Source organism: Mycolicibacter kumamotonensis, from assembly GCF_002086285.1.
GTDB classification, from domain to species: domain Bacteria; phylum Actinomycetota; class Actinomycetes; order Mycobacteriales; family Mycobacteriaceae; genus Mycobacterium; species Mycobacterium kumamotonense.
The window spans coordinates 1-18,740 of record NZ_MVHU01000057.1; the positions used below are offsets into that span (position 1 = coordinate 1).

At 66.4% G+C, this 18,740-nt stretch carries 14 protein-coding genes and 2 pseudogenes; 11 read left to right on the forward strand and 5 right to left on the reverse strand.

Annotated features, from left to right (window positions below):
- Together BST28_RS23520 and BST28_RS21855 are read left to right on the forward strand one after the other, a co-directional pair.
- A pseudogene (locus tag BST28_RS23520) lies at positions 1–552 on the forward strand (hypothetical protein); the annotation flags it as partial.
- The gene (locus BST28_RS21855) at positions 552–971 is read left to right on the forward strand and encodes a hypothetical protein (RefSeq protein WP_080575598.1); all 420 of its coding nucleotides are present in this window, start codon (positions 552–554) and stop codon (positions 969–971) included. The pseudogene BST28_RS23520 and the gene BST28_RS21855, both read left to right, overlap by 1 nt.
- Before the next feature lie 16 nt (positions 972–987).
- Here BST28_RS21855 and BST28_RS21860 read toward each other — a convergent pair whose 3' ends face one another.
- Together BST28_RS21860 and BST28_RS21865 are read right to left on the reverse strand one after the other, a co-directional pair.
- Positions 988–2,535, reverse strand: coding sequence for an acyl-CoA synthetase (locus BST28_RS21860; protein WP_083083058.1), 1,548 nt, complete (start codon positions 2,533–2,535; stop codon positions 988–990).
- A gap of 48 nt (positions 2,536–2,583) precedes the next feature.
- Positions 2,584–3,075, reverse strand: coding sequence for a hypothetical protein (locus BST28_RS21865; RefSeq protein WP_234808374.1), 492 nt, complete (start codon positions 3,073–3,075; stop codon positions 2,584–2,586).
- Between the two features lie 153 nt (positions 3,076–3,228).
- Here BST28_RS21865 and BST28_RS21870 point away from each other — a divergent pair, with 153 nt between their 5' ends.
- Complete coding sequence (locus BST28_RS21870; protein WP_083083060.1) at positions 3,229–3,594, forward strand: DoxX family protein; 366 nt, start codon at positions 3,229–3,231, stop codon at positions 3,592–3,594.
- A 12-nt stretch (positions 3,595–3,606) separates the two neighbouring features.
- On the opposite strand, the gene BST28_RS21875 is transcribed toward BST28_RS21870, so the two are convergent.
- Entirely contained in the window at positions 3,607–4,638 is a 1,032-nt protein-coding gene (locus BST28_RS21875; protein WP_019735073.1) for an LLM class F420-dependent oxidoreductase, read from the reverse strand.
- An 85-nt stretch (positions 4,639–4,723) separates the two neighbouring features.
- On the opposite strand from BST28_RS21875, the gene BST28_RS21880 reads away from it, so the two are divergent.
- Genes BST28_RS21880 through BST28_RS21900 form a run of 5 tightly spaced genes read left to right on the forward strand, consistent with a single transcriptional unit; the run spans position 4,724 to position 9,236 of the window.
- Positions 4,724–5,689 carry a Zn-ribbon domain-containing OB-fold protein gene (locus tag BST28_RS21880; protein WP_029248782.1) on the forward strand — a complete coding sequence of 322 codons (966 nt, stop codon included), beginning with the start codon at positions 4,724–4,726 and terminating at the stop codon, positions 5,687–5,689.
- A gap of 14 nt (positions 5,690–5,703) precedes the next feature.
- Entirely contained in the window at positions 5,704–6,768 is a 1,065-nt protein-coding gene (locus BST28_RS21885; RefSeq protein WP_019735075.1) for a thiolase family protein, read from the forward strand.
- On the forward strand, positions 6,768–7,943 hold the full coding sequence (locus BST28_RS21890; RefSeq protein ID WP_019735076.1) for a thiolase family protein: 1,176 nt from the start codon (positions 6,768–6,770) through the stop codon (positions 7,941–7,943). The genes BST28_RS21885 and BST28_RS21890 overlap by 1 nt, the downstream gene beginning before the upstream one ends.
- On the forward strand, positions 7,943–8,821 hold the full coding sequence (locus tag BST28_RS21895; RefSeq protein WP_019735077.1) for a TIGR03619 family F420-dependent LLM class oxidoreductase: 879 nt from the start codon (positions 7,943–7,945) through the stop codon (positions 8,819–8,821). Before BST28_RS21890 ends, BST28_RS21895 begins: the two co-directional genes overlap by 1 nt.
- A 4-nt stretch (positions 8,822–8,825) precedes the next feature.
- Positions 8,826–9,236 (forward strand): nuclear transport factor 2 family protein, encoded by a 411-nt coding sequence (locus tag BST28_RS21900; RefSeq protein WP_019735078.1) that lies wholly within the window; start codon positions 8,826–8,828, stop codon positions 9,234–9,236.
- A gap of 101 nt (positions 9,237–9,337) precedes the next feature.
- Here the strand turns inward: BST28_RS21900 and BST28_RS21905 are convergent, their stop codons facing one another.
- Positions 9,338–15,058, reverse strand: coding sequence for a type I polyketide synthase (locus BST28_RS21905; RefSeq protein ID WP_420093455.1), 5,721 nt, complete (start codon positions 15,056–15,058; stop codon positions 9,338–9,340).
- Here BST28_RS21905 and BST28_RS24280 point away from each other — a divergent pair.
- A pseudogene (locus BST28_RS24280) lies at positions 15,045–16,208 on the forward strand (cytochrome P450); the annotation flags it as partial. The gene BST28_RS21905 and the pseudogene BST28_RS24280 overlap by 14 nt on opposite strands.
- A gap of 219 nt (positions 16,209–16,427) precedes the next feature.
- Here the strand turns inward: BST28_RS24280 and BST28_RS21915 are convergent.
- Positions 16,428–16,961 carry a gamma carbonic anhydrase family protein gene (locus tag BST28_RS21915; RefSeq protein ID WP_019735081.1) on the reverse strand — a complete coding sequence of 178 codons (534 nt, stop codon included), beginning with the start codon at positions 16,959–16,961 and terminating at the stop codon, positions 16,428–16,430.
- A 112-nt stretch (positions 16,962–17,073) separates the two neighbouring features.
- Between BST28_RS21915 and BST28_RS21920 the strand changes: the two genes are divergently transcribed.
- Positions 17,074–18,246: a 3-ketosteroid-9-alpha-monooxygenase, oxygenase component gene (locus BST28_RS21920; protein WP_019735082.1), complete on the forward strand. Its 1,173-nt coding sequence runs from the start codon at positions 17,074–17,076 to the stop codon at positions 18,244–18,246.
- A 10-nt stretch (positions 18,247–18,256) separates the two neighbouring features.
- Positions 18,257–18,740 (forward strand): hypothetical protein (locus tag BST28_RS21925; RefSeq protein ID WP_337339099.1); only part of this gene is annotated, 484 nt, incomplete at its 3' end.

Consider the following 18,740-nt stretch of genomic DNA (forward strand, 5'->3'; position numbering starts at 1 on the left):
CCAAGCGGGCACACCCCAGTCACCACCACCAGTGGCGACCACACCCCACCACTAACGACCGCCGACCACAGCCCACCGCCCATCCACGAACACACGCTGCCGGACACCGGTCCACACCTTCCTCATCCACTTCCGTCCGAACCGATATCACCGTGGCCGGCGTTTACGCTGGAAAACCCGCTCGACCATCTGACCCCGGAATTACGAGTCCTGTCCGAACAGCACCTCACCGGTAGCGGCGAAACCGTGATCGGGCCGTTCGCACCCAGAGGCGGCGGCCTGTCTTACATCGATTTCGCAGAGCAACGAGGAGCCAGCTACTTCGATATCGGCGACGCCTGGTACTCAGCTACCGACACTCAACGACTGGCCGCAAACCAGCATGTCCTCGACATAGCAATTGCCAATCGCGACACAATTACGCTGTCGGTGCCGATTGGAAAAATCAGCCCAAATACGTTCACAGGCGCCGAGCTTCGATATCTTGAATCGCACGGCTATCAACGGGTAGGGACGAACACTTTAGTACCGCCATCGAGAGGAAGGCCATAATGAAGGCATTGTTGGAGTTTTATCTGCGGTACCTCGATTTTATCTATCTAAATCCTGCCTATCGGATCACAAATTCCACGACCTCGGGTTCTGCGCACATCAACGCCTCACTCACACTGACCGGGCCGGTCCTAAGTTGGCATATCGCCAACGATCGAGGTCAAATCCTCCTCGATGTGGCACCGAGCAAGTCCGCGAGCTCACCTGAGAATTGGTTCCGGGTGCCGATCGTCCGACAGTACCTAGATGATTACGACGAGACAAATGTGGTGTCGCCAGCGGAAACAGTTGCGTGGATTCGCGATAATGAGCGGCGCATCGAGGATCTGTTTGTCGACTCATCGATAGCGCACTCGTGTACGGCACTTGCAGCGCTTGAGGACGCAAACGCATTGAAGTACTGGGGTCCACCCAGGTAAGTTCGCGCCCGAGCCCCTATATCTTCGCTCCCCGCCCCTCCCAGTACGGGTCACGCAGTTTCCGCTTGTACAGCTTGCCGTTGGGGTCGCGCGGCATCTCTGCGATGTAGTCAATGCTCTTGGGCAGCTTGAACTTCGCCAGCCGCGCGCTCGCATACTCCATCAGCTCCGCGGTCAGCGCGTCATCGCCGACCACGCCCTCGGCGGGCTGCACGACGGCCTTGATCGACTCGCCCCAGTCCTCGTCGGGCACCCCGAACACGGCGACGTCGAGCACCTTCGGGTGCATGATCAGCTCGTTTTCGATCTCGGCCGGGTAAACGTTGACCCCGCCGGAGATGATCATGTTGGTCTTGCGGTCCTGCAGGTACAGGTAGCCCTCTTTGTCGAGGTAGCCGACGTCGCCGACGGTGAACAGGTCACCGGCGCGGTTCTCCTGGGTCTTCTTCTCGTCGTTGTGGTAAGCGAAGCTGGATCCGCCCATCTGCATGTAGACGGTGCCGACCTCGCCGGGCGGCAGTTCGTTGCCGTCGTCGTCGAGCACCTTGACCACCGAATACGGCCAGGCCTTGCCGACCGAGCCGGGGTGCGCCAGCCACTCTTCGCCGCTGATCTTGGTGCCGCCGCCCTCGGTGGCGGCGTAGTACTCGGTGATGACCGGGCCCCACCAGTCCAGCATTTGCCGCTTGACCTCGGGCGGGCACGGCGCGGCGCCGTGGATGACGTTGCGCAGCGAGGATACGTCGTAGCGTTCCCGCACCTCGGCCGGCAGCGCCAGCAGCCGGCGGAACTGGGTCGGCACCATGTGGCTGTGGGTCACGCGGTGCTCGGCGATCAGTGCAAGCATCTCCTCGGGGTCCCACTTGTCCATCAGCACCACCTTGTGGCCCAGCTGGATGGAGATGGCCGAGAAGTTCAGCACCGCAGTGTGATACAGCGGCGAGCCGCAGATGTGCACGTGGTTGTCGAACGGTGCCAGGTCATAGAGGGCGAAGAATCCCGCGGAGGCAACCGGCACCGCGTCGGGGTCGGCCCCGGTCAGCGGGCGCTTGACACCCTTGGGCTTGCCGGTGGTGCCGGAGGTGTAGAGCATCGCCGCGCCCATGGTGCGCACATCGGGGCGCCCCTCCTCGCCGGCGCCCAGCTTCGACAGCGGCGTGAAGCCGTCGATGTCGCCGACGGCGAACCGGCGGTCGGCGGCCAGGCCGGCCTCGTCGGCGGCGATCTTCGACGCCTCGGCGAAACGCTCGTGGGCGACAAGGGCTTTAGCTCCGCTGTCGGAGAGGATGTAGCCGATCTCCGGGCCGGTCAGATGCCAGTTGATCGCGACGATGTACAGCCCGGTCTGCATGGCGGCGAAGTACACCGCCAACGTGTCGACGATGTTGGGCAACACCATCACCAGCACGTCGCCGGGCCGCAGGCCCAGTGCCTGCAGGCCCCGGCCGTAGCGGTCGGCGCGGGCAGCCAGCTCACCGTAGGTCAGCTGACCCCCCAGCACGTCGACGACCGCAACGGCATCGGGGGTGTCACGGGCGATGTTCCACAGACCGGCTTCGCTCATCCGGCCAATCTAGAACGCGTTCTAGTCTGCGTGCAAGGCGAGGTGTCGTCACGAGACCCCGCGGTCGTGCGAATCGGTGCATCCCGGCGGGCGCGCTACGGCGAACCCAGCGCTGCGACTCACCCGCACTGCGTCAAGCCAACGCCGCGGCGCGGATCGCGCGCAGCATGTAGTTGGTGGCCACGACGTGTAGCCGTTACCGATGACCAGGGCACGGTAGGCGCGGCCATGCAGTCCGGGGAAGACCGCGTAACTGCGGGCGTGTATCAGGGTGCCGCTGCCCGGGGCGTCGGCCAGTTCGAACACGAGCCGATATCGCGAGAATCGATGTCGCCCAACCAGAACGAGGCACCGTTGCTCGGCGCTCTGGGCGACCGCGAAGCCGGCGCGAGGTTGCGGGCCGAGCAGCACCAGCAACGGATTGCGCTCCACATTGCGAAGCAGCGACGTCGTGTAGCGCTGCAGCGCGATCCATACCTGTGGCCGCGACGCACCGACTTTCACCGTGTGCTCGTCGATATAGGGCAGTTTGTCGTCCACGTCGCCTCCTCCCGTCGTCAAAACCCGTCACAAGGGAGACGATTCAGCGCCGGCGATCGTGACGGCGCACCGTTTCACCTGCGACTGTCACACAACGCGATCGCCGTTCGTCTTTCAAGGGTGACCCCATGAACACCAACGAGAGGAAGAACGATGAACAGCGCGCTCTGGGCCGCCCAGCTCACACTGGCCGCGGTATTCACGTTGTCCGGTGCCGCCAAACTCACCATGTCGCGCCAACGGCTCCTCGATACCGGCCAGACCGGGGTGGCGTTGTTCCCCATGCCGGTGGTGCGATTCACCGCGGCGATGGAACTACTCGCCGCGGTGGGACTGGTCGCTCCGCCGCTGACCGGCGTCGGTCAGATCCTCACCCCGTTGGCCGGAGCGGGACTGTGCGCGGTGATGATCGGCGCCGCCTGGGCACATACTCGCCTGCGCGAACCGGCGAGCGTGGCCGTCAACGCCGTGTTGTTCGCGCTGGCGCTGTTCGTCCTGGTCGGAAGGCTGCTCGGCTGAGCGACGCAGGCCTCAGGTCAGTGCCGCCAGTTGCTGAACCTGGGCGGTGTCGCGGGCCGCAACCACCATCATCGTCACGCCGGCGGCCTCCCACACCTTGATCTGGGAACGCACGTAGTCGATGTCGCCGACGATCACGGCGTCATCCACCAGCTCATCGGGGATGATCTTGGCGGCCTCATCCTTGCGATCCGAGCGGAACAGCTTGGTGACGTCGTCGACGACCTCGCCGTACCCCATTCGGCGGTAGACCTCGGCGTGGAAGTTGGTGTCCTCCGAACCCATGCCGCCCATGTAGAGCGCCAGGAACGGCTTGATGCCGGCGAACGCCGCGGCGCGGTCCTCGGTGATGACCACCTGCGCGGTCGCGCAGATCTCGAAGTCCTCCCGGGTGCGCCGCGCTCCGGGCCGGGCGAAGCCCTCGTCGAGCCACTCGTTGTACATATCCGCCAGCCGCGGGGCGTAGAAGATCGGCAGCCAACCGTCGGCGATCTCGGCGGCCAGCGCGACGTTCTTCGGGCCTTCCGCCCCCAGCATCACCGGGATGTCGGCGCGGCGCGGGTGGGTGATCGGCTTGAGCGCCTTGCCCAGCCCGGTCGTGCCTTCACCGCTCAGCGGCAGCGGGTAATGCGGGCCGGCACTGGTCACCGGCGCCTCGCGGGCCCACACCTGACGCAGGATGTCGATGTATTCGCGGGTGCGCGCCAGCGGCTTGGGAAAACGCTGGCCGTACCAGCCCTCCACCACTTGGGGGCCCGAGACGCCGAGCCCGAGGATGTGCCGCCCGCCGGAGAGATGATCCAGCGTCAACGCAGCCATCGCACACGCGGTCGGGGTACGCGCCGACAGCTGCACCACCGAGGTGCCCAGCCGTACCCGCTGCGTCGACGAACCCCACCACGCCAGCGGCGTGTAGGCGTCCGAGCCCCAGGCCTCGGCGGTGAAGACGGCGTCGAAGCCGGCGTCCTCCGCGGCGCCGACGAGTTCGGCATGGTTGGTGGGCAGCTGCGCGCCCCAATATCCCAGTTGCAGTCCCAGCTTCATCGGTGAATTCCTTCTCGTCTTCTTGCTCAGATTCCTAGAACCTGTTCTACTCGATGCCGTGACCGTCAGCGAACACCGCTCCGCCCTGACAGAACCCTCGGAACCACCGCTGTCCGCCCCCCTGGGGTTGTCCTTCGACTACACCCGTTCGACGGGTCCGGTCCTCGGTGAGTTCTTCACCGCCCTGCGCGAGCGCCGCATCGTCGGCGTGCGCGGCTCCGACGGTCGGGTATACGTACCGCCGGCCGAGTACGACCCGGTCAGCTATGAACAGCTCACCGAGATCGTACCGGTGTCCAGTGTCGGCACCGTGGTGTCCTGGACCTGGCAGCCGGCGCCGCTGGAAGGCCAACCGCTGGACACCCCGTTCGCCTGGGCCTTGATCAAGCTCGACGGCGCCGACGTGCCGTTGCTGCACGCGGTGGCGGTGGAAAGCCCCGACAAGATCAGCACCGGCACCCGGGTGCACGCGCACTGGGCCGACGAACCGGTCGGCGCGATCACCGACATCGCCTACTTCGCGATCGGCGAGGACCCGGAGCCGACCGCGCAGAGCCCCGACGAGCGTGACCCGGTGTCGATGGTGATCACCCCGATCCAGCTGGAGATCCAGCACAGCGCCTCGCATCCGGAGAGCGCATATCTGCGTGCGCTCAAGGAGGGCAAGCTGCTGGGTGCGCGCACGGGCGAACAGGGCAAGGTCTACTTCCCGGCCCGCGAAGCCGACCCGGCCACCGGCCGCCAACTCACCGAGTTCGTGGAGCTGCCGGACACCGGCACCATCACCACGTTCGCGATCATCAACATCCCGTTCCAGGGCCAGAAGATCAAGCCGCCCTACGTGGCGGCCTACGTGCTGCTCGACGGCGCCGATATCCCGTTCCTGACACTGGTTTCCGACGTCGACGCCCATGAGGTCCGGATGGGCATGCGGGTGCAGGCGGTGTGGAGGCCGCGCGAGCAGTGGACCTACGGCATGGAGAACATCGAGTACTTCCGGCCGACCGGGGAGCCGGACGCCGAATACGACACCTACAAGCACCACCTGTAAGGGGAACCCGCCAGATGAGCACTCGCGATGTCGCGGTGGTGGGCTTCGCCCACGCCCCGCACGTCCGCCGCACCGACGGCACCACCAACGGCGTCGAAATGCTGATGCCGTGCTTCGAACAGCTTTACCGCGAACTAGGCATCGAACGAGCCGATATCGGCTTCTGGTGTTCCGGTTCCTCGGACTACCTTGCCGGGCGGGCCTTCTCGTTCATCTCGGCGATCGACTCGATCGGCGCGGTGCCGCCGATCAACGAGTCACACGTGGAGATGGACGGCGCGTGGGCGCTTTACGAGGCCTACATCAAGGTGTTGACCGGTGAGGTCGACACCGCGCTGGCCTACGGTTTCGGCAAGTCCTCGGCCGGGCAGCTGCGCCGGATCCTGGCGCTGCAGACCGACCCCTACACCGTCGCCCCGCTGTGGCCGGACTCGATCTCGATCGCCGGTCTGCAGGCCCGCCTCGGTCTCGACGGCGGGCAGTGGACGCAAGAGCAGATGGCCCGGGTTGCACTGGAGTCGTTCGCCGCCGCTGACCGGGTCGATTCGGTGGAGTCCTCCACCAGCCTCGATGAGCTGCTGCAACGACCGTTCTTCGCCGATCCGCTGCGCCGGCACGACATCGCGCCGATCACCGACGGCGCCGCCGCGATCATCCTGGCCGCCGGGGACAAGGCCCGCGAGCTCTGCGACAACCCGGCCTGGATCACCGGTTTCGAGCACCGCATCGAATCACCCGTGCTCGGCAGCCGGGACCTGACCCGCTCGGCGTCGACCACCGCGGCGGCACGCGCGGCCAGCGGTGACGACATGCCCGCGGTGGAGGTCGCCGAGATCCATGCGCCGTTCACCCACCAGCATCTGATCCTGACCGAGGCGATGCGCCTGCCGTCGAGGGCGAAGGTCAACTCCTCGGGTGGTGCGCTGGCGGCCAATCCGATGTTCGTCGCCGGGCTGGAGCGGATCGGTTTCGCCGCCCAGCACATCTTCAACGGCTCGGCGAGCCGGGTGCTCGCACACGCCACCAGCGGGCCGGCGCTGCAGCAGAACCTGGTCGCGGTGATGGAAGGACGCAACTGATGGCCGCTCAATTGGCCGCGGTGCTGGGCACCGGACAGACCAAATACGTCTCCAAGCGTCACGACGTGTCGATGAACGGCTTGGTGCGCGAAGCGATCGACCGCGCGCTGGCCGATTCCGGTTCGACGTTCGACGACATCGACGCTGTGGTGGTCGGTAAGGCGCCGGACTTCTTCGAAGGCGTCATGATGCCGGAGCTGTTCATGGCCGACGCGGTGGGCGCCACCGGCAAACCGCTGATCCGGGTGCACACCGCAGGGTCGGTGGGTGGCTCGACCGCGATCGTCGCCGCCAGCATGGTGAAGTCCGGCAAGTACCGCCGGGTGCTGGCGATGGCCTGGGAGAAGCAGTCGGAGTCCAACGCCATGTGGGGCTTGAGCATCCCGGTGCCCTTCACCAAACCGGTCGGCGCCGGTGCGGGCGGTTACTTCGCCCCCCACGTGCGCGCCTACATCCGCCGGTCCGGCGCCCCGCTGGACACCGGCGCGAAGGTGGTGGTCAAGGACCGGCTCAACGGTTCCCGCAATCCGCTCGCGCACCTGCACCAACCCGACATCACCGTGGAGAAGGTGATGGCGTCCCAGATGCTGTGGGACCCGATCCGTTTCGACGAAACCTGCCCGTCCTCGGATGGCGCGTGCGCGATGGTGATCGGTGACGAGGCCGCCGCGCAGGCCCGCGTCGACGCGGGCGAGCCGGTGGCCTGGATCCACGCCACCGCCCTGCGCACCGAGCCGCTGGCCTACGCCGGTCGCGACCAGGTCAATCCGCAGGCCGGCCGTGACGCCGCGGCCGCGCTGTGGCACGACGCCGGGATCACCAGCCCGATCGACGAGATCGACGCCGCGGAGATCTATGTCCCGTTCTCCTGGTTCGAACCGATGTGGCTGGAGAACCTGGGCTTTGCCCCGGAGGGCGAGGGCTGGAAGCTCACCCAGGCCGGCGAGACCGCGATCGGCGGGAAGCTGCCGGTGAACCCGTCCGGCGGGGTGCTGTCCTCCAATCCGATCGGCGCGTCGGGGATGATCCGGTTCGCCGAGTCGGCGATCCAGGTGATGGGCAAGGCCGGTGACCACCAGGTTCCGAATGCCCGAAAGGCCTTGGGGCACGCCTACGGCGGCGGCTCGCAGTACTACTCGATGTGGGTAGTCAGCTCGGACAAGCCCGCCGCCTGATGAAGTACACCCTCAGCGTCGCGATGGGTCCGGTCGAGGAACTGGTCGCCCTGGCGCGATGCGCCGAAGAAGTGGGTTTCGACGCGATCGCGCTGCCCGACTCGCTGTTCTTCATGGAAAAGGCCGCTGCGGACTATCCCTACACCCCCGACGGCTCGCGGATGTGGAACGCGGACACCCCCTGGGTGGATCCGCTGATCGCCGCAGCCGCGATGGGGGCGGTCACCTCGACGCTGCGGTTCTACACCAACGTGCTCAAGCTGGGGTCCCGCAACCCGCTGCTGCTGGCCCGCCAGGTGGGCTCGGTAGCCAACCTGACCGGTAACCGGTTCGGGCTTGGCGTCGGAATCGGCTGGGCTCCAGAAGAATTCGAGTGGTGCGGCGTTCCGTACGCTCGCCGCGGCGCCCGGGTCGACGAGATGATCGAGGTCATCAAGCTCGTGCTGGCCGGCGGAATGGTCGAGTTTCACGGTGCCTTCTACGACTTCGAGCGGTTGCAGATGAGCCCCGCGCCGAGTGCGCCGGTGCCGTTCTATGTCGGCGGGCACACCGACGTCGCACTCAAGCGCGCCGCCAGGATCGGCGACGGGTGGACGTCGGCGATGATGACCGGCGCGCAGCTGGCCGAGACCATCGGCAAACTGCAGGCCCTGCTGGCCGAGCACGGCCGGGCCGACGTACCGTTCGAATACCAGGCGGTCTGCATCGATAAGTTCAGCGTGGACGGGCACCGGGAGTTGGCGGCGGCCGGCGTCACCGACAACATCGTGATCCCCTGGATGCTCGACGGATTGGGCTTCGACGCACCGCTGACCGCCAAGCAGGACTCGCTGAAGCGTTTCGCCGACACCTATATCCATTCCGGATGGCAGGAGTAGTCCCATGAGTACCGATCACCCCGCGCACCTGGCAGGCCAACGTTCCCGCGACGCGGTGACCGCGCGCGACAAGGAGGCCTGGTTGTCGGTGTTCGCCGACGACGCCATCGTCGAGGACCCCATCGGCCCGTCACCGTTCGACCCGGAAGGCAAGGGCCACCGCGGCCGCGACGCGATCTCGGCGTTCTGGGACAAGGCGATCGCGGCCACCGACAAGATCGAGTTCAACTTCGTCGACAGCTTCGCCTGCGGCAACGAGGAAGCCAACGTCGGCTCCATCGTGACGACCATGGCCGGACACCAGATCACCACCGACGGCGTGTTCACCTATCGGGTGAACGAGGAGGGCAAGCTGGTTGCGCTGCGGGCGTTCTGGGAGGTCGAGCGGGCAGCCAAGACGGCCCGCAAGATCTGACCGGCGGTTGCGTGCGACGTCACTCCGCAGCCGGGCACCGTGTTGAAATTGTAGCGGCAGGCTGCCGGCAACCTTCGCACATCATGGGGCGAAATGATGTGTCAGCCAGCGCTTTCGGGCGCTGCCATCCGCTCGAGCAGATACTTCGACAGGGCATAGGGTGTCGGTTGGTCGAAGACGATCGTGGCAGTCAATTTGAGGCCGGTCGCCGTTTGTAGCCGGTTGCGGAATTCGACTCCGGTCAGCGAGTCAACACCGAGCGACCTGAATGACTCACCGGACGGGATCGTGTTGGTGCCGTCGTGCCCGAGCACCGCGGCGGCCTGAACGCGTACGAAGTCAAGAGCGATCCGCTCCCGGTCCTCGGCCGGGGCGCCACCCAACAGTGCCGCCAGATTGGATTGGCCCTCAACGTCGTCGTCGTCGGCGACCTGGCGGCGGGCGGCGCGGGTCAACAGCCGGAGAAGGTGCGGGACACGGCCTGCGGCGGCTACCTCGTCCAATGACAGCCGGGCCGGCACCAAGGACGTATGGCCGGACCGCATCGCGTCGTCGAACAGCTCGAGGCCGTCATCAGTGGTGATCGGCGCCAGGCCGATCCGATTCATCCGGGCTCGATCCTGCTCGTTGAGGTGCCCCGTCATCCCGGTCTTCTGTTCCCACAGGCCCCATGCCAACGAGGTGGCGGGGAGTCCACGGTGCTGTCGGTACTGCGCCAGTGCGTCCAAGTACGCGTTGGCCGCGCCGTAGTTGGATTGACCGGGCGAACCCAGCACCCCTGCCGCCGACGAGAACAATACGAACGCTGCCAAGTCGTCGTGCGCTGTGAGCTCGTGCAGGTTCCATGCGGAATCGACCTTGCTGCGCAACACGGCGTCGAACTGCTCGGCAGTGAGGTCGGCGAACACACCGTCGCGCAGGAGCTCTGCCGCGTGGACCACCCCGGTCAGCGGATGCTCGGCTGGGACATCTGCCAAGACGGCTGCCAGGGCTGCTCGGTCGGACGCGTCGCACGCCGCCACCCTGGCCTGCGCGCCCAACTCCGCGAGCTCGGCGACCAGCGCCGCCGCGCCCTCGGCTCGGCCTCCGCTGCGGGAGACCAGCAACAGGTGACGAATCCCGTGGTGGGCGGCCAGATGTCGCGCGATCAAAGCTCCGAGTCCGCTGGTGCCACCGGTGACCAGCACGGTGCCATCACCATCGAGCGGACGTGGGACCCTCAGCGCGATCTTGCCGATGTGCCGAGCCTGCGACAAGTACCGGTATACCTCCGGCAGGCGCCTCACATCCCAGACCGAGACCGGGGGTGCGGAGATCGAGCCGACGGCGAGCAGCGCCATCACCTCACGCAGCATCTCCCCGATCCGCTGGGGGCCGGCGTCCCACACCACGACCGGCAGATACACGACACCCGGGTGGCCGGTTGCGATGTCGTCCGGATCGCGCAAGTCGGTCAGGCCCATCTCCACGAAAGTCCCCCCGCGCGAAAGCAATCGCAACGAGGCATCCGTGTATTCGTTGGCCAGCGAGTTGATCACGATGTCCACGCCCTCGCCGCCGGTGGCGTCGCGGAACCTGCGCTCGAAGTCCAGATCGCGAGAGCTGGCGATGTGATCCTGATCAAGGCCCAGGCCGCGCAGAACCGGCCACTTCGACGGGCTGGCGGTGGCGAACACTTCCAGGCCCCACGCCTTGGCAAGTGTGTGCACCGCCATGCCAAGCCCGCCGGTCGCGGCGTGTATGAGGATGCGTTGGCCCGGCCTGACATCGACCAGGTCGTGCAATGCGTAGTAGGCGGTCAGGAATACGACCGGGATGGTGGCGGCCTCCGCAAAACTGCAATGGCCCGGGACGGCGGCCAACAGGCGATGGTCGACGTCGGTGGTCGAAGCGATACCCGGTAACACACCGAACACCCGGTCCCCGGGCGCGAATCCGGTCACCTCGGCGCCCACTGCTGTGACTACGCCGGCTCCCTCGCACCCGATCACCGCGTCCGGGTCGGGATACATGCCGAGCGTGACGAGCACATCCCGGAAGTTCACCCCCACCGCGCTGACCTCGACTCGCACCTCGGTGGGCCCCAGGGCGCCAAGCGAGGCGGGCTGGACCACGAAGTTGTCGGCGCCCAAGGCGCCCAGCCCGGCGGGCCCCACCGACCAGGCGGCGGTCCCGGGCTCCAGCTTCAGCACGCCGTCGCGGTCGAACCGGGTCAGTCGCGGCACTCGCAGCGACCCGCGTCGGTACGCCGACTCCGGTTCCCCGGAGGCCAACACGGCTGCAACCGCCTCGGGCACCGCCGCCCAATCGTCGACATCCAGCAGGACCAGCCGCCCGGGCTCTTCCGCCTGAACGGTACGCACCAAACCCCAGACGCCCGCGTGGGTAAGGTCGGGCGCCGCGTCGGAGCCATCTACCGCAACAGCTCCCGACGTCACCACGACCAACCGGGCATCGACAGCCGTGCAGTTCGCCATCCAATCGCGGACGTGCTCGGCGATCGACCACAGCCGTCCGCGCACCGAGGCACCGTCGGCAACACCACCATCGACGCAGCGCAAGACTTGAATCGGTCCCTCACCGGCGCGCGCGCCGGTGATGTCCACCCAGTCGGCCCCTGGAGCCGCGTCCACATCCCCCGGCACCCAGCCGATGCTGAACAGTGCGTCGTCGGAAATGCTGGAGCGCCGGGAATGCAAAGCGTCGCGCCAGGTGTCACGCATGCTCAGCGCGCCCACCGTGGCAACCGGCTCCCCGAGGTGGTCATACAACAACACGGCAACCCGATTGTCGCCCACCGCCTTCAGCCGAACACGCAACCGACTGGCACCGATCGCGCTGACGTTGACCTGCTCCCATACGAAGGGCAACAGAACTTTGCCGGGCTCCGCCGCTATTCCCAGATGACTGAAACCGTGGAGCGCCGCGTCGAGCAGCGCCGGATGTAAGACGTAGCCCCGCACCTGGTCTCGGGCCTGCTCAGGCAGCGCGATATCGGCGAACACCTCGTCGTCACCGGTCCACAGCGCCACAACTCCCCGGAACACCGGGCCGTAGTTGTACCCCCGCTCGGCAGCACGCTGGTAGGTGTCTGACACATCGACTGGTTCTGCGCCCGCCGGCGGCCAGGTGCCCACCGGCTGCGGTACCGGCGATGTCGCCCGAACCAGGGTGCCCTGGGCGTTCAGAGACCATCCGTCGTCGACACCCTCGACGCGCGAATACACCGACAACGGCCGTCCTGCCGCAACCTCCCGACCCACAATCACCTGCAGGTGAACCCCGTGTTGTTCGGGAACGATCAGTGGCGCTTGCAGAACCAACTCCTGGACAACGCCGTGGCCGACCTGGTCGCCCGCGAACAACGCGCAGTCAACCAGGGCCGCCCCCGGCATCAGCACGACGCCACCGACCGCATGATCTGCCAGCCACGGATGGCTGCGCAGCGAAACCCGGCCGGTGAAGGTGACCTCACCTGACGCGGGCTGCTCAAGGACTGCAGCGAGAATCGGGTGGTCACATTCACCGACGCCGAGCCGACTCACGTCCAGGCGGGAACTTTCCGACGCGTCCAGCCAGAACCTGGTGCGGGTGAACGGGTACGGCGGCAACTCGACTTCGGCGCCGGCGCACCCGACGTAGCGGCTCCAGTCGATCGCGACGCCGGCCGCGTACGCCTCGGCGGCGGACTCCAACAGTCGGGCCAGACCACCATCGTCACGGCGCAACGAGCCTCCGACGAACCAGCCGCCATCCTCGGCAAGCACTTCGCAGTTCTGCTCCACACTGACCGTCAGGACAGGGTGCGGGCTCATCTCCAGGAAGCAGTGCACGCCTTCGCCGTACGCGGCTTGCACGGCCTCGTCGAACCGAACAGGCTCACGCAGGTTCCGGCACCAGTAGTCGCCGTCGAGCACCTGCGAGCCGATCAGTTTGCCGTACACCGTGGAATAGAACTCCGTTGCGGTGTCGGCCTCCGGTGTCACCTGCCCCAACGCAGCACGAAGGTCATCCTCGACGGCTTCGATCTGTGCGGAGTGCGCGGCGTAGTCGACCGGAATGCGTCGGGCCTCCACCCCCGCGGCTTCATAGTCGACCAGTAGTTTGTCGATTGCGGCGCAGGCACCGGAAACCACCGTGGTGCGCGGGCTGTTGACCGCGGCGACTTCGAGCTTTCCGCCCCAGCGATCCAAATGCTCACTCACCTCGTCTTTGGGCAGCGGCACCGACACCATGCCCCCCGCACCCGACAAGACCGCCACGGCCCGGCTGCGCAAGACGACAATTCGGGCGGCCTCGCGCAGCGATAGAGCGCCGGCGACATGCGCCGCCGCGACCTCGCCCTGGGAGTGGCCGATCACCGCGTCCGGGGTGACACCCAACGACCGCCACGTCTGCGCCAGCGCAACGAATACCGCGAACAGAACCGGCTGCACCACATCGGCCGCGCCCAGTGCCGGACTGCCCGGCTCCTCGCGGATGACAGCCAGCAGATCCCAGTCCACAAACTCTGCGAGAACCGTTCCGCACGTGGTCATGTGCTCGGCGAACACCGCAGAGGTGCTGAGCAATTCGCGCCCCATCCCGATCCACTGACTGCCCTGGCCGGGGAATACGAAGGCTGTCTTTCCCGTCGCGCTCGCTTGCCCGGCAACCAATCCAGGGCATGACTCGCCCTCGGCCAGCACACTCAGCCGGGACATCAGGGCATCGCGGTCGGCACCGACGATGACCGCGCGGTGCTCGAAGACGGTCCGACGGGCGAGCGCACCCGCGATCGCCGCGGGGGGCACACCGGCCCGGCGTTCGGCGAAGTCGTGCAGTCGCATCGCCTGTGCGGCCAGCGCCTTGGGGTTGCGTGCCGACAGCGGCCAGACCAGCACCGCCGGCTCACCCGGAGGAGCCTGCTCGAGGATGACATGGGCATTGGTACCCGAGATGCCGAACGACGACACGGCCGCACGCCGTGGACGCCCCTTTTCGGGCCAGGGTCTGCCCTCGTGGAGCAGACGCACCGCCCCCGTTGACCAGTCAACCCGGCTGGTCGGTACGTCGGCGTGCAGCGTTGCCGGCAGCACACCACGCCTGATGGCCTCGATCATCTTGATCAGGCCCGCCGAACCGCCGGCGGCCAAGGTGTGTCCGATGTTCGACTTGACCGAGCCCACCCACAACGGGTCGCTGTCGCGCTCCTCTCCGTAGGCGGCCAACAACGCTTCAGCCTCGACGGCGTCACCGAGGGTAGTTCCGGTGCCGTGTGCCTCAACGGCATCCACGCCGTTCGAATCGATCCCGGCATCCAGCAGCGCCGTACGAATGACTTGTTGCTGGGCAATCGGGTTGGGAGCCCGGAGCCCGTCGGAGGCCCCGTCCTGGTTGACCGCCGACCCACGCACCAGTGCCAGCACCCGATGGCCGTTACGCCGTGCATCGGCGAGCCGCTCGAGAACCAGCACACCGACGCCCTCCGAAAGCCCGAATCCGTCGGCATCATCCGAAAATGCCTTGCACCGACCGTCTTTCGCCAATACCCGGAGCGCGGAAAATCCCACAAACCAGTTCGGCAGTGTCATGGCTGCGACACCGCCGGCCAAAACCAGCGAGCAGTCCCCTGAGCGCAGCGCACGCACACCCATATGCACAGCCACCAGCGACGAGGAACACGCGGTGTCCACCGACACCGCCGGCCCGGTCAGACCCAGCACATACGCCACCCGGCCTGAGGCGACACTGCAGGTGTCGCCGGTCATCAGATTGCCGGCGTAACCCTCTCGATCCTGGTAGACCCGAGGCCCGTACTCCTCGTTCATCACCGATCCCATCCTGGCCAGAGAATCGTTCTTGTCAGCGCAGAAGATCTCGGCAACCTGCAACCCAACATCGGGACGCGGTTGCTCGGGCCGGGCTCTGTTTTCGCGCTCGACGGGCCGGCGCATCGGCGTCGTCGCAACCTGCTTAGCCCGCTTCTGCACGGCAAGGGTGTCCGAGTTTACGACAGCGTGTTCGTCGAGGAGACGCTGCGCGAGATCGCAAGCTGGCCCGTCGGCGAGTCTTTCGAGACACTGGAACCTATGCTTCGGATCGCGCTCGACGCGATTCTGAGGATCATCTTGGGGGCTGAAGGCGACGAGCTCGACGAGCTGCGGTACGTCATCCCGAGGTGGGTGACCCTGGCATCGCGGCTGGTCCCGCTGCCGATGCCCAAGCGCACCTACGGCCGATTCACCCCTTGGGGCAGACTCGCCGAGCTCCGACGCCGGTACGAGGTTGTGATCGACAAATTGATTGCGAAGGTCCGCGCAGACCCTGAATTCGGAAACCGGACCGATGCCTTGAGTTACCTGTTGCGCACCCGCGCCGAAGACGGCACGGTGATGTCGCGCCGCGACATCGGAGATGAACTGCTGACGTTCATCACGGCCGGTCATGAGACCACCGCATCGACTTTGGCCTGGACTTTCGAACGAATCAGCCGACATCCCGAACTGCTGCAGCAGCTGACCGCCGAGGCCGCCACCGAAGAGAGCACGCTGCGCCGGGCGACCATCCGCGAGGTTCAGCGGACCCGTACCGTTATCGACTTCGCCGGCCGGCACGTATACGCACCGACAATCCGGCTGGGCGACTGGGTGATTCCGCGCGGAGATTCGGTGATGGTGTTCATATCGCAGATCCATGAGAATGCCGAGGTCTTCGACGACTCGGACCGATTTGACCCGCAGCGTTACATCTCCGGTAGCCCTTCACCGTTCGAGTGGCTGCCGTACGGCGGTGGAACCCGCCGTTGCCCGGGGGTCCACCTTCGCGAATCTGGGGATGGACGCCATACTGCGCACGGTGTTGCAGCACTTCGTCATCGAGCCAAACCCGCGCCCTGCAGAAGAATGGCACTCCCGGGGCGTGGCATTCACCCCTAAGGACGGTGGCCGGATCGTGGTCCGCCCACGCGAAGATGCCATCGGGGCTCTGTGACCGGCTCACGGAAGCGGGGTCCGTCAGCCGATTGAGCATTACGCCCTTCCCCCCAACATTTTTCTGACACCAAACGAGGACATGAAGGATGTCGTGACTCCCTTCGGGGCCGTATACCCTGTCTGCGATCCGGTTCACCGACGCTTCGGGTGGGGCCGACGTCTCCGGTGCCGCTGACGAATTCGCCGAACTGCTGGCCGAACTGGCGGCAATCGGGACCTAGCTCGGTTCGACGGCCTTCAGTCCGTCGCGGTAGCGCTTCGCCAGGTCCTGGTAGTACTTCGGGTTCGCGTTGATCCACATCTCGGCGCCGGTCCCGGCGATCGGGCCCTTGACGACAGCGGGCGAACCGGTCACCAACACCCCATCCGGGATCTGAGTGCCGGAAAGCACGGTCGCACCGGCGGCGACCAGACTGCGACTGCCGATGACGGCGCCGTCGAGCACCGTGGTGTGGTTGCCGATCAGCGCCTCGGCACCGACGTGTGCCCCGTGGATCAGGCACATGTGCGCCACCGTCGCACCGGGGCCGATGTCGACCGGAACACCGGGCGGTACGTGCAGCACCGAGCCGTCCTGCACGTTCGCGCCCTCGCGCACCACGATGGGGGCGTCGTCACCACGCAGCACGGCGCCGAACCACACCGAGGCGCCGGCCTCGATGGTGACGTCGCCGATCAAGGTGGCCGTCGGCGCGACGAAGGCGGTGGGGTCGATCCGCGGAGAATGCCCGTTGAAGGAGAAGAGCTGCATTGTTCAGATATACCCCAGGGCCGAAAGACCCCGAACCAGCAGGCTTTATTGCGTAACCGGGAGGGAAAACTGTAACGTGTTCTAGTTAGAAGCAACGGGTTGGAGGCAACAGGTGAGCACTGACAACGCCGACGTCGGCGTCCGCGAAATTGACACGGGGACCCCGCCGGATCGTTATGCCAGGGGCTGGCACTGCCTTGGTCCGGTGAAGGACTTCCGCGACGGCAAGCCGCACGCGATCCACGCGTTCGGCGCCAAGCTGGTGGTGTTCGGCGATTCGCATGGTGACCTGCACGTACTCGACGCCTACTGCCGCCACATGGGTGGCGACCTGAGTCGCGGCACCATCAAAGGCGACGAGGTCGCCTGCCCGTTCCACGACTGGCGTTGGGGCGGCGACGGCCGCTGCAAGCTGGTCCCCTACTCCAAGCGGACGCCACGGATGGCCCGCACCCGCTCCTTCCCGACCGACGTGCGCGGCGGCCTGCTGTTCATGTGGCACGACCCGGAGGGCAACCCGCCGCCGGACGAGGTGCGGATCCCCGAGATCCCGGAGTGGTCCAGCGGGGAGTGGACCGACTGGCGCTGGAATTCCATGCTGATTGATTCCAACTGCCGCGACATCATCGACAACGTCACCGACTTCGCGCACTTCTTCTACATCCACTACGGGCTGCCCACGTCCTTCAAGAACGTCTTCGAAGGCCACATCGCCTCGCAGTATCTGCACAATGTCGGGCGCCCAGACGTCCCCGGCCTGGGCACCTCATACGGGGAATCAGAACTCGATTCGGAGGCGTCGTACTTCGGGCCGTCGTTCATGATCAACTGGCTGCACAACAGCTACGGCGGTTTCAAGGCCGAGTCGATCCTGATCAACTGCCACTACCCGGTGAGCCACGACCAGTTCCGGCTGATGTGGGGCGTCATCGTGCAGAAGCCCAAGGGCCTGGACGACGCGACCACCGAAAAGATCGCCGACGCCATGACGGAAGGCGTCAGCAAGGGCTTCCTGCAGGACGTGGAGATCTGGACGCACAAGAGCCGGATCGAGAACCCGCTCCTGGTCGAGGAGGACGGTGCGGTCTACCAGCTGCGCCGCTGGTATTCGCAGTTCTACGTCGATGTCGCCGACGTCACTCCGGAGATGACCGATCGCTTCGAGATCGAGATCGATGCGACGGTGGCCAACGAGAAGTGGAAAGCGGAGGTCGCCGAGAATCTGCGGGCGCAGGAAGCGGAGACCAAGGCGCCAAAGGCCTCAGAAACCGTTAACGCAGAGTAGGTCTGGCGCCATGGCCCGCGAGGTTCCCGAGGCCGGAGAGCTGGCCCGGTCCATGCTGATGCTCTACGGCGCGCACGACGACCACGACGAGCACGGCGAGTCCCCCGACGACGAGGGCCCCGACACTCGTTACTCGCGGCAGCCGCTGTTTCCGGTCGACCCGCAACGGTATGAGGCGATTCGTGCTGCGACCGAGCGCGATACCGACCGCTACCTGCATTCGGGTCTGATGCCGGTGGAGTGCCGGCACTGCACGGCCACCGTTGAGGTGAAGAAGCTGGGGCCCGGATACACCTCGGTGCAATGGAATTCAGAGGCGGTGCAGCAGTGCGCTCACTTCGCCGCCGAACGCGAAGCCGGCAATCCCAGCAGCCGTAGCCGCGGTTGCCCGAAACTGGCGAAGAGCATTCGGCACGCCGTCGCCGGCCTCGTTGGTGTCGGCTACCAGGGCGGCCTGGCCGGTCACATAGGAGCGCAGGCCGGCCGGGGGATCG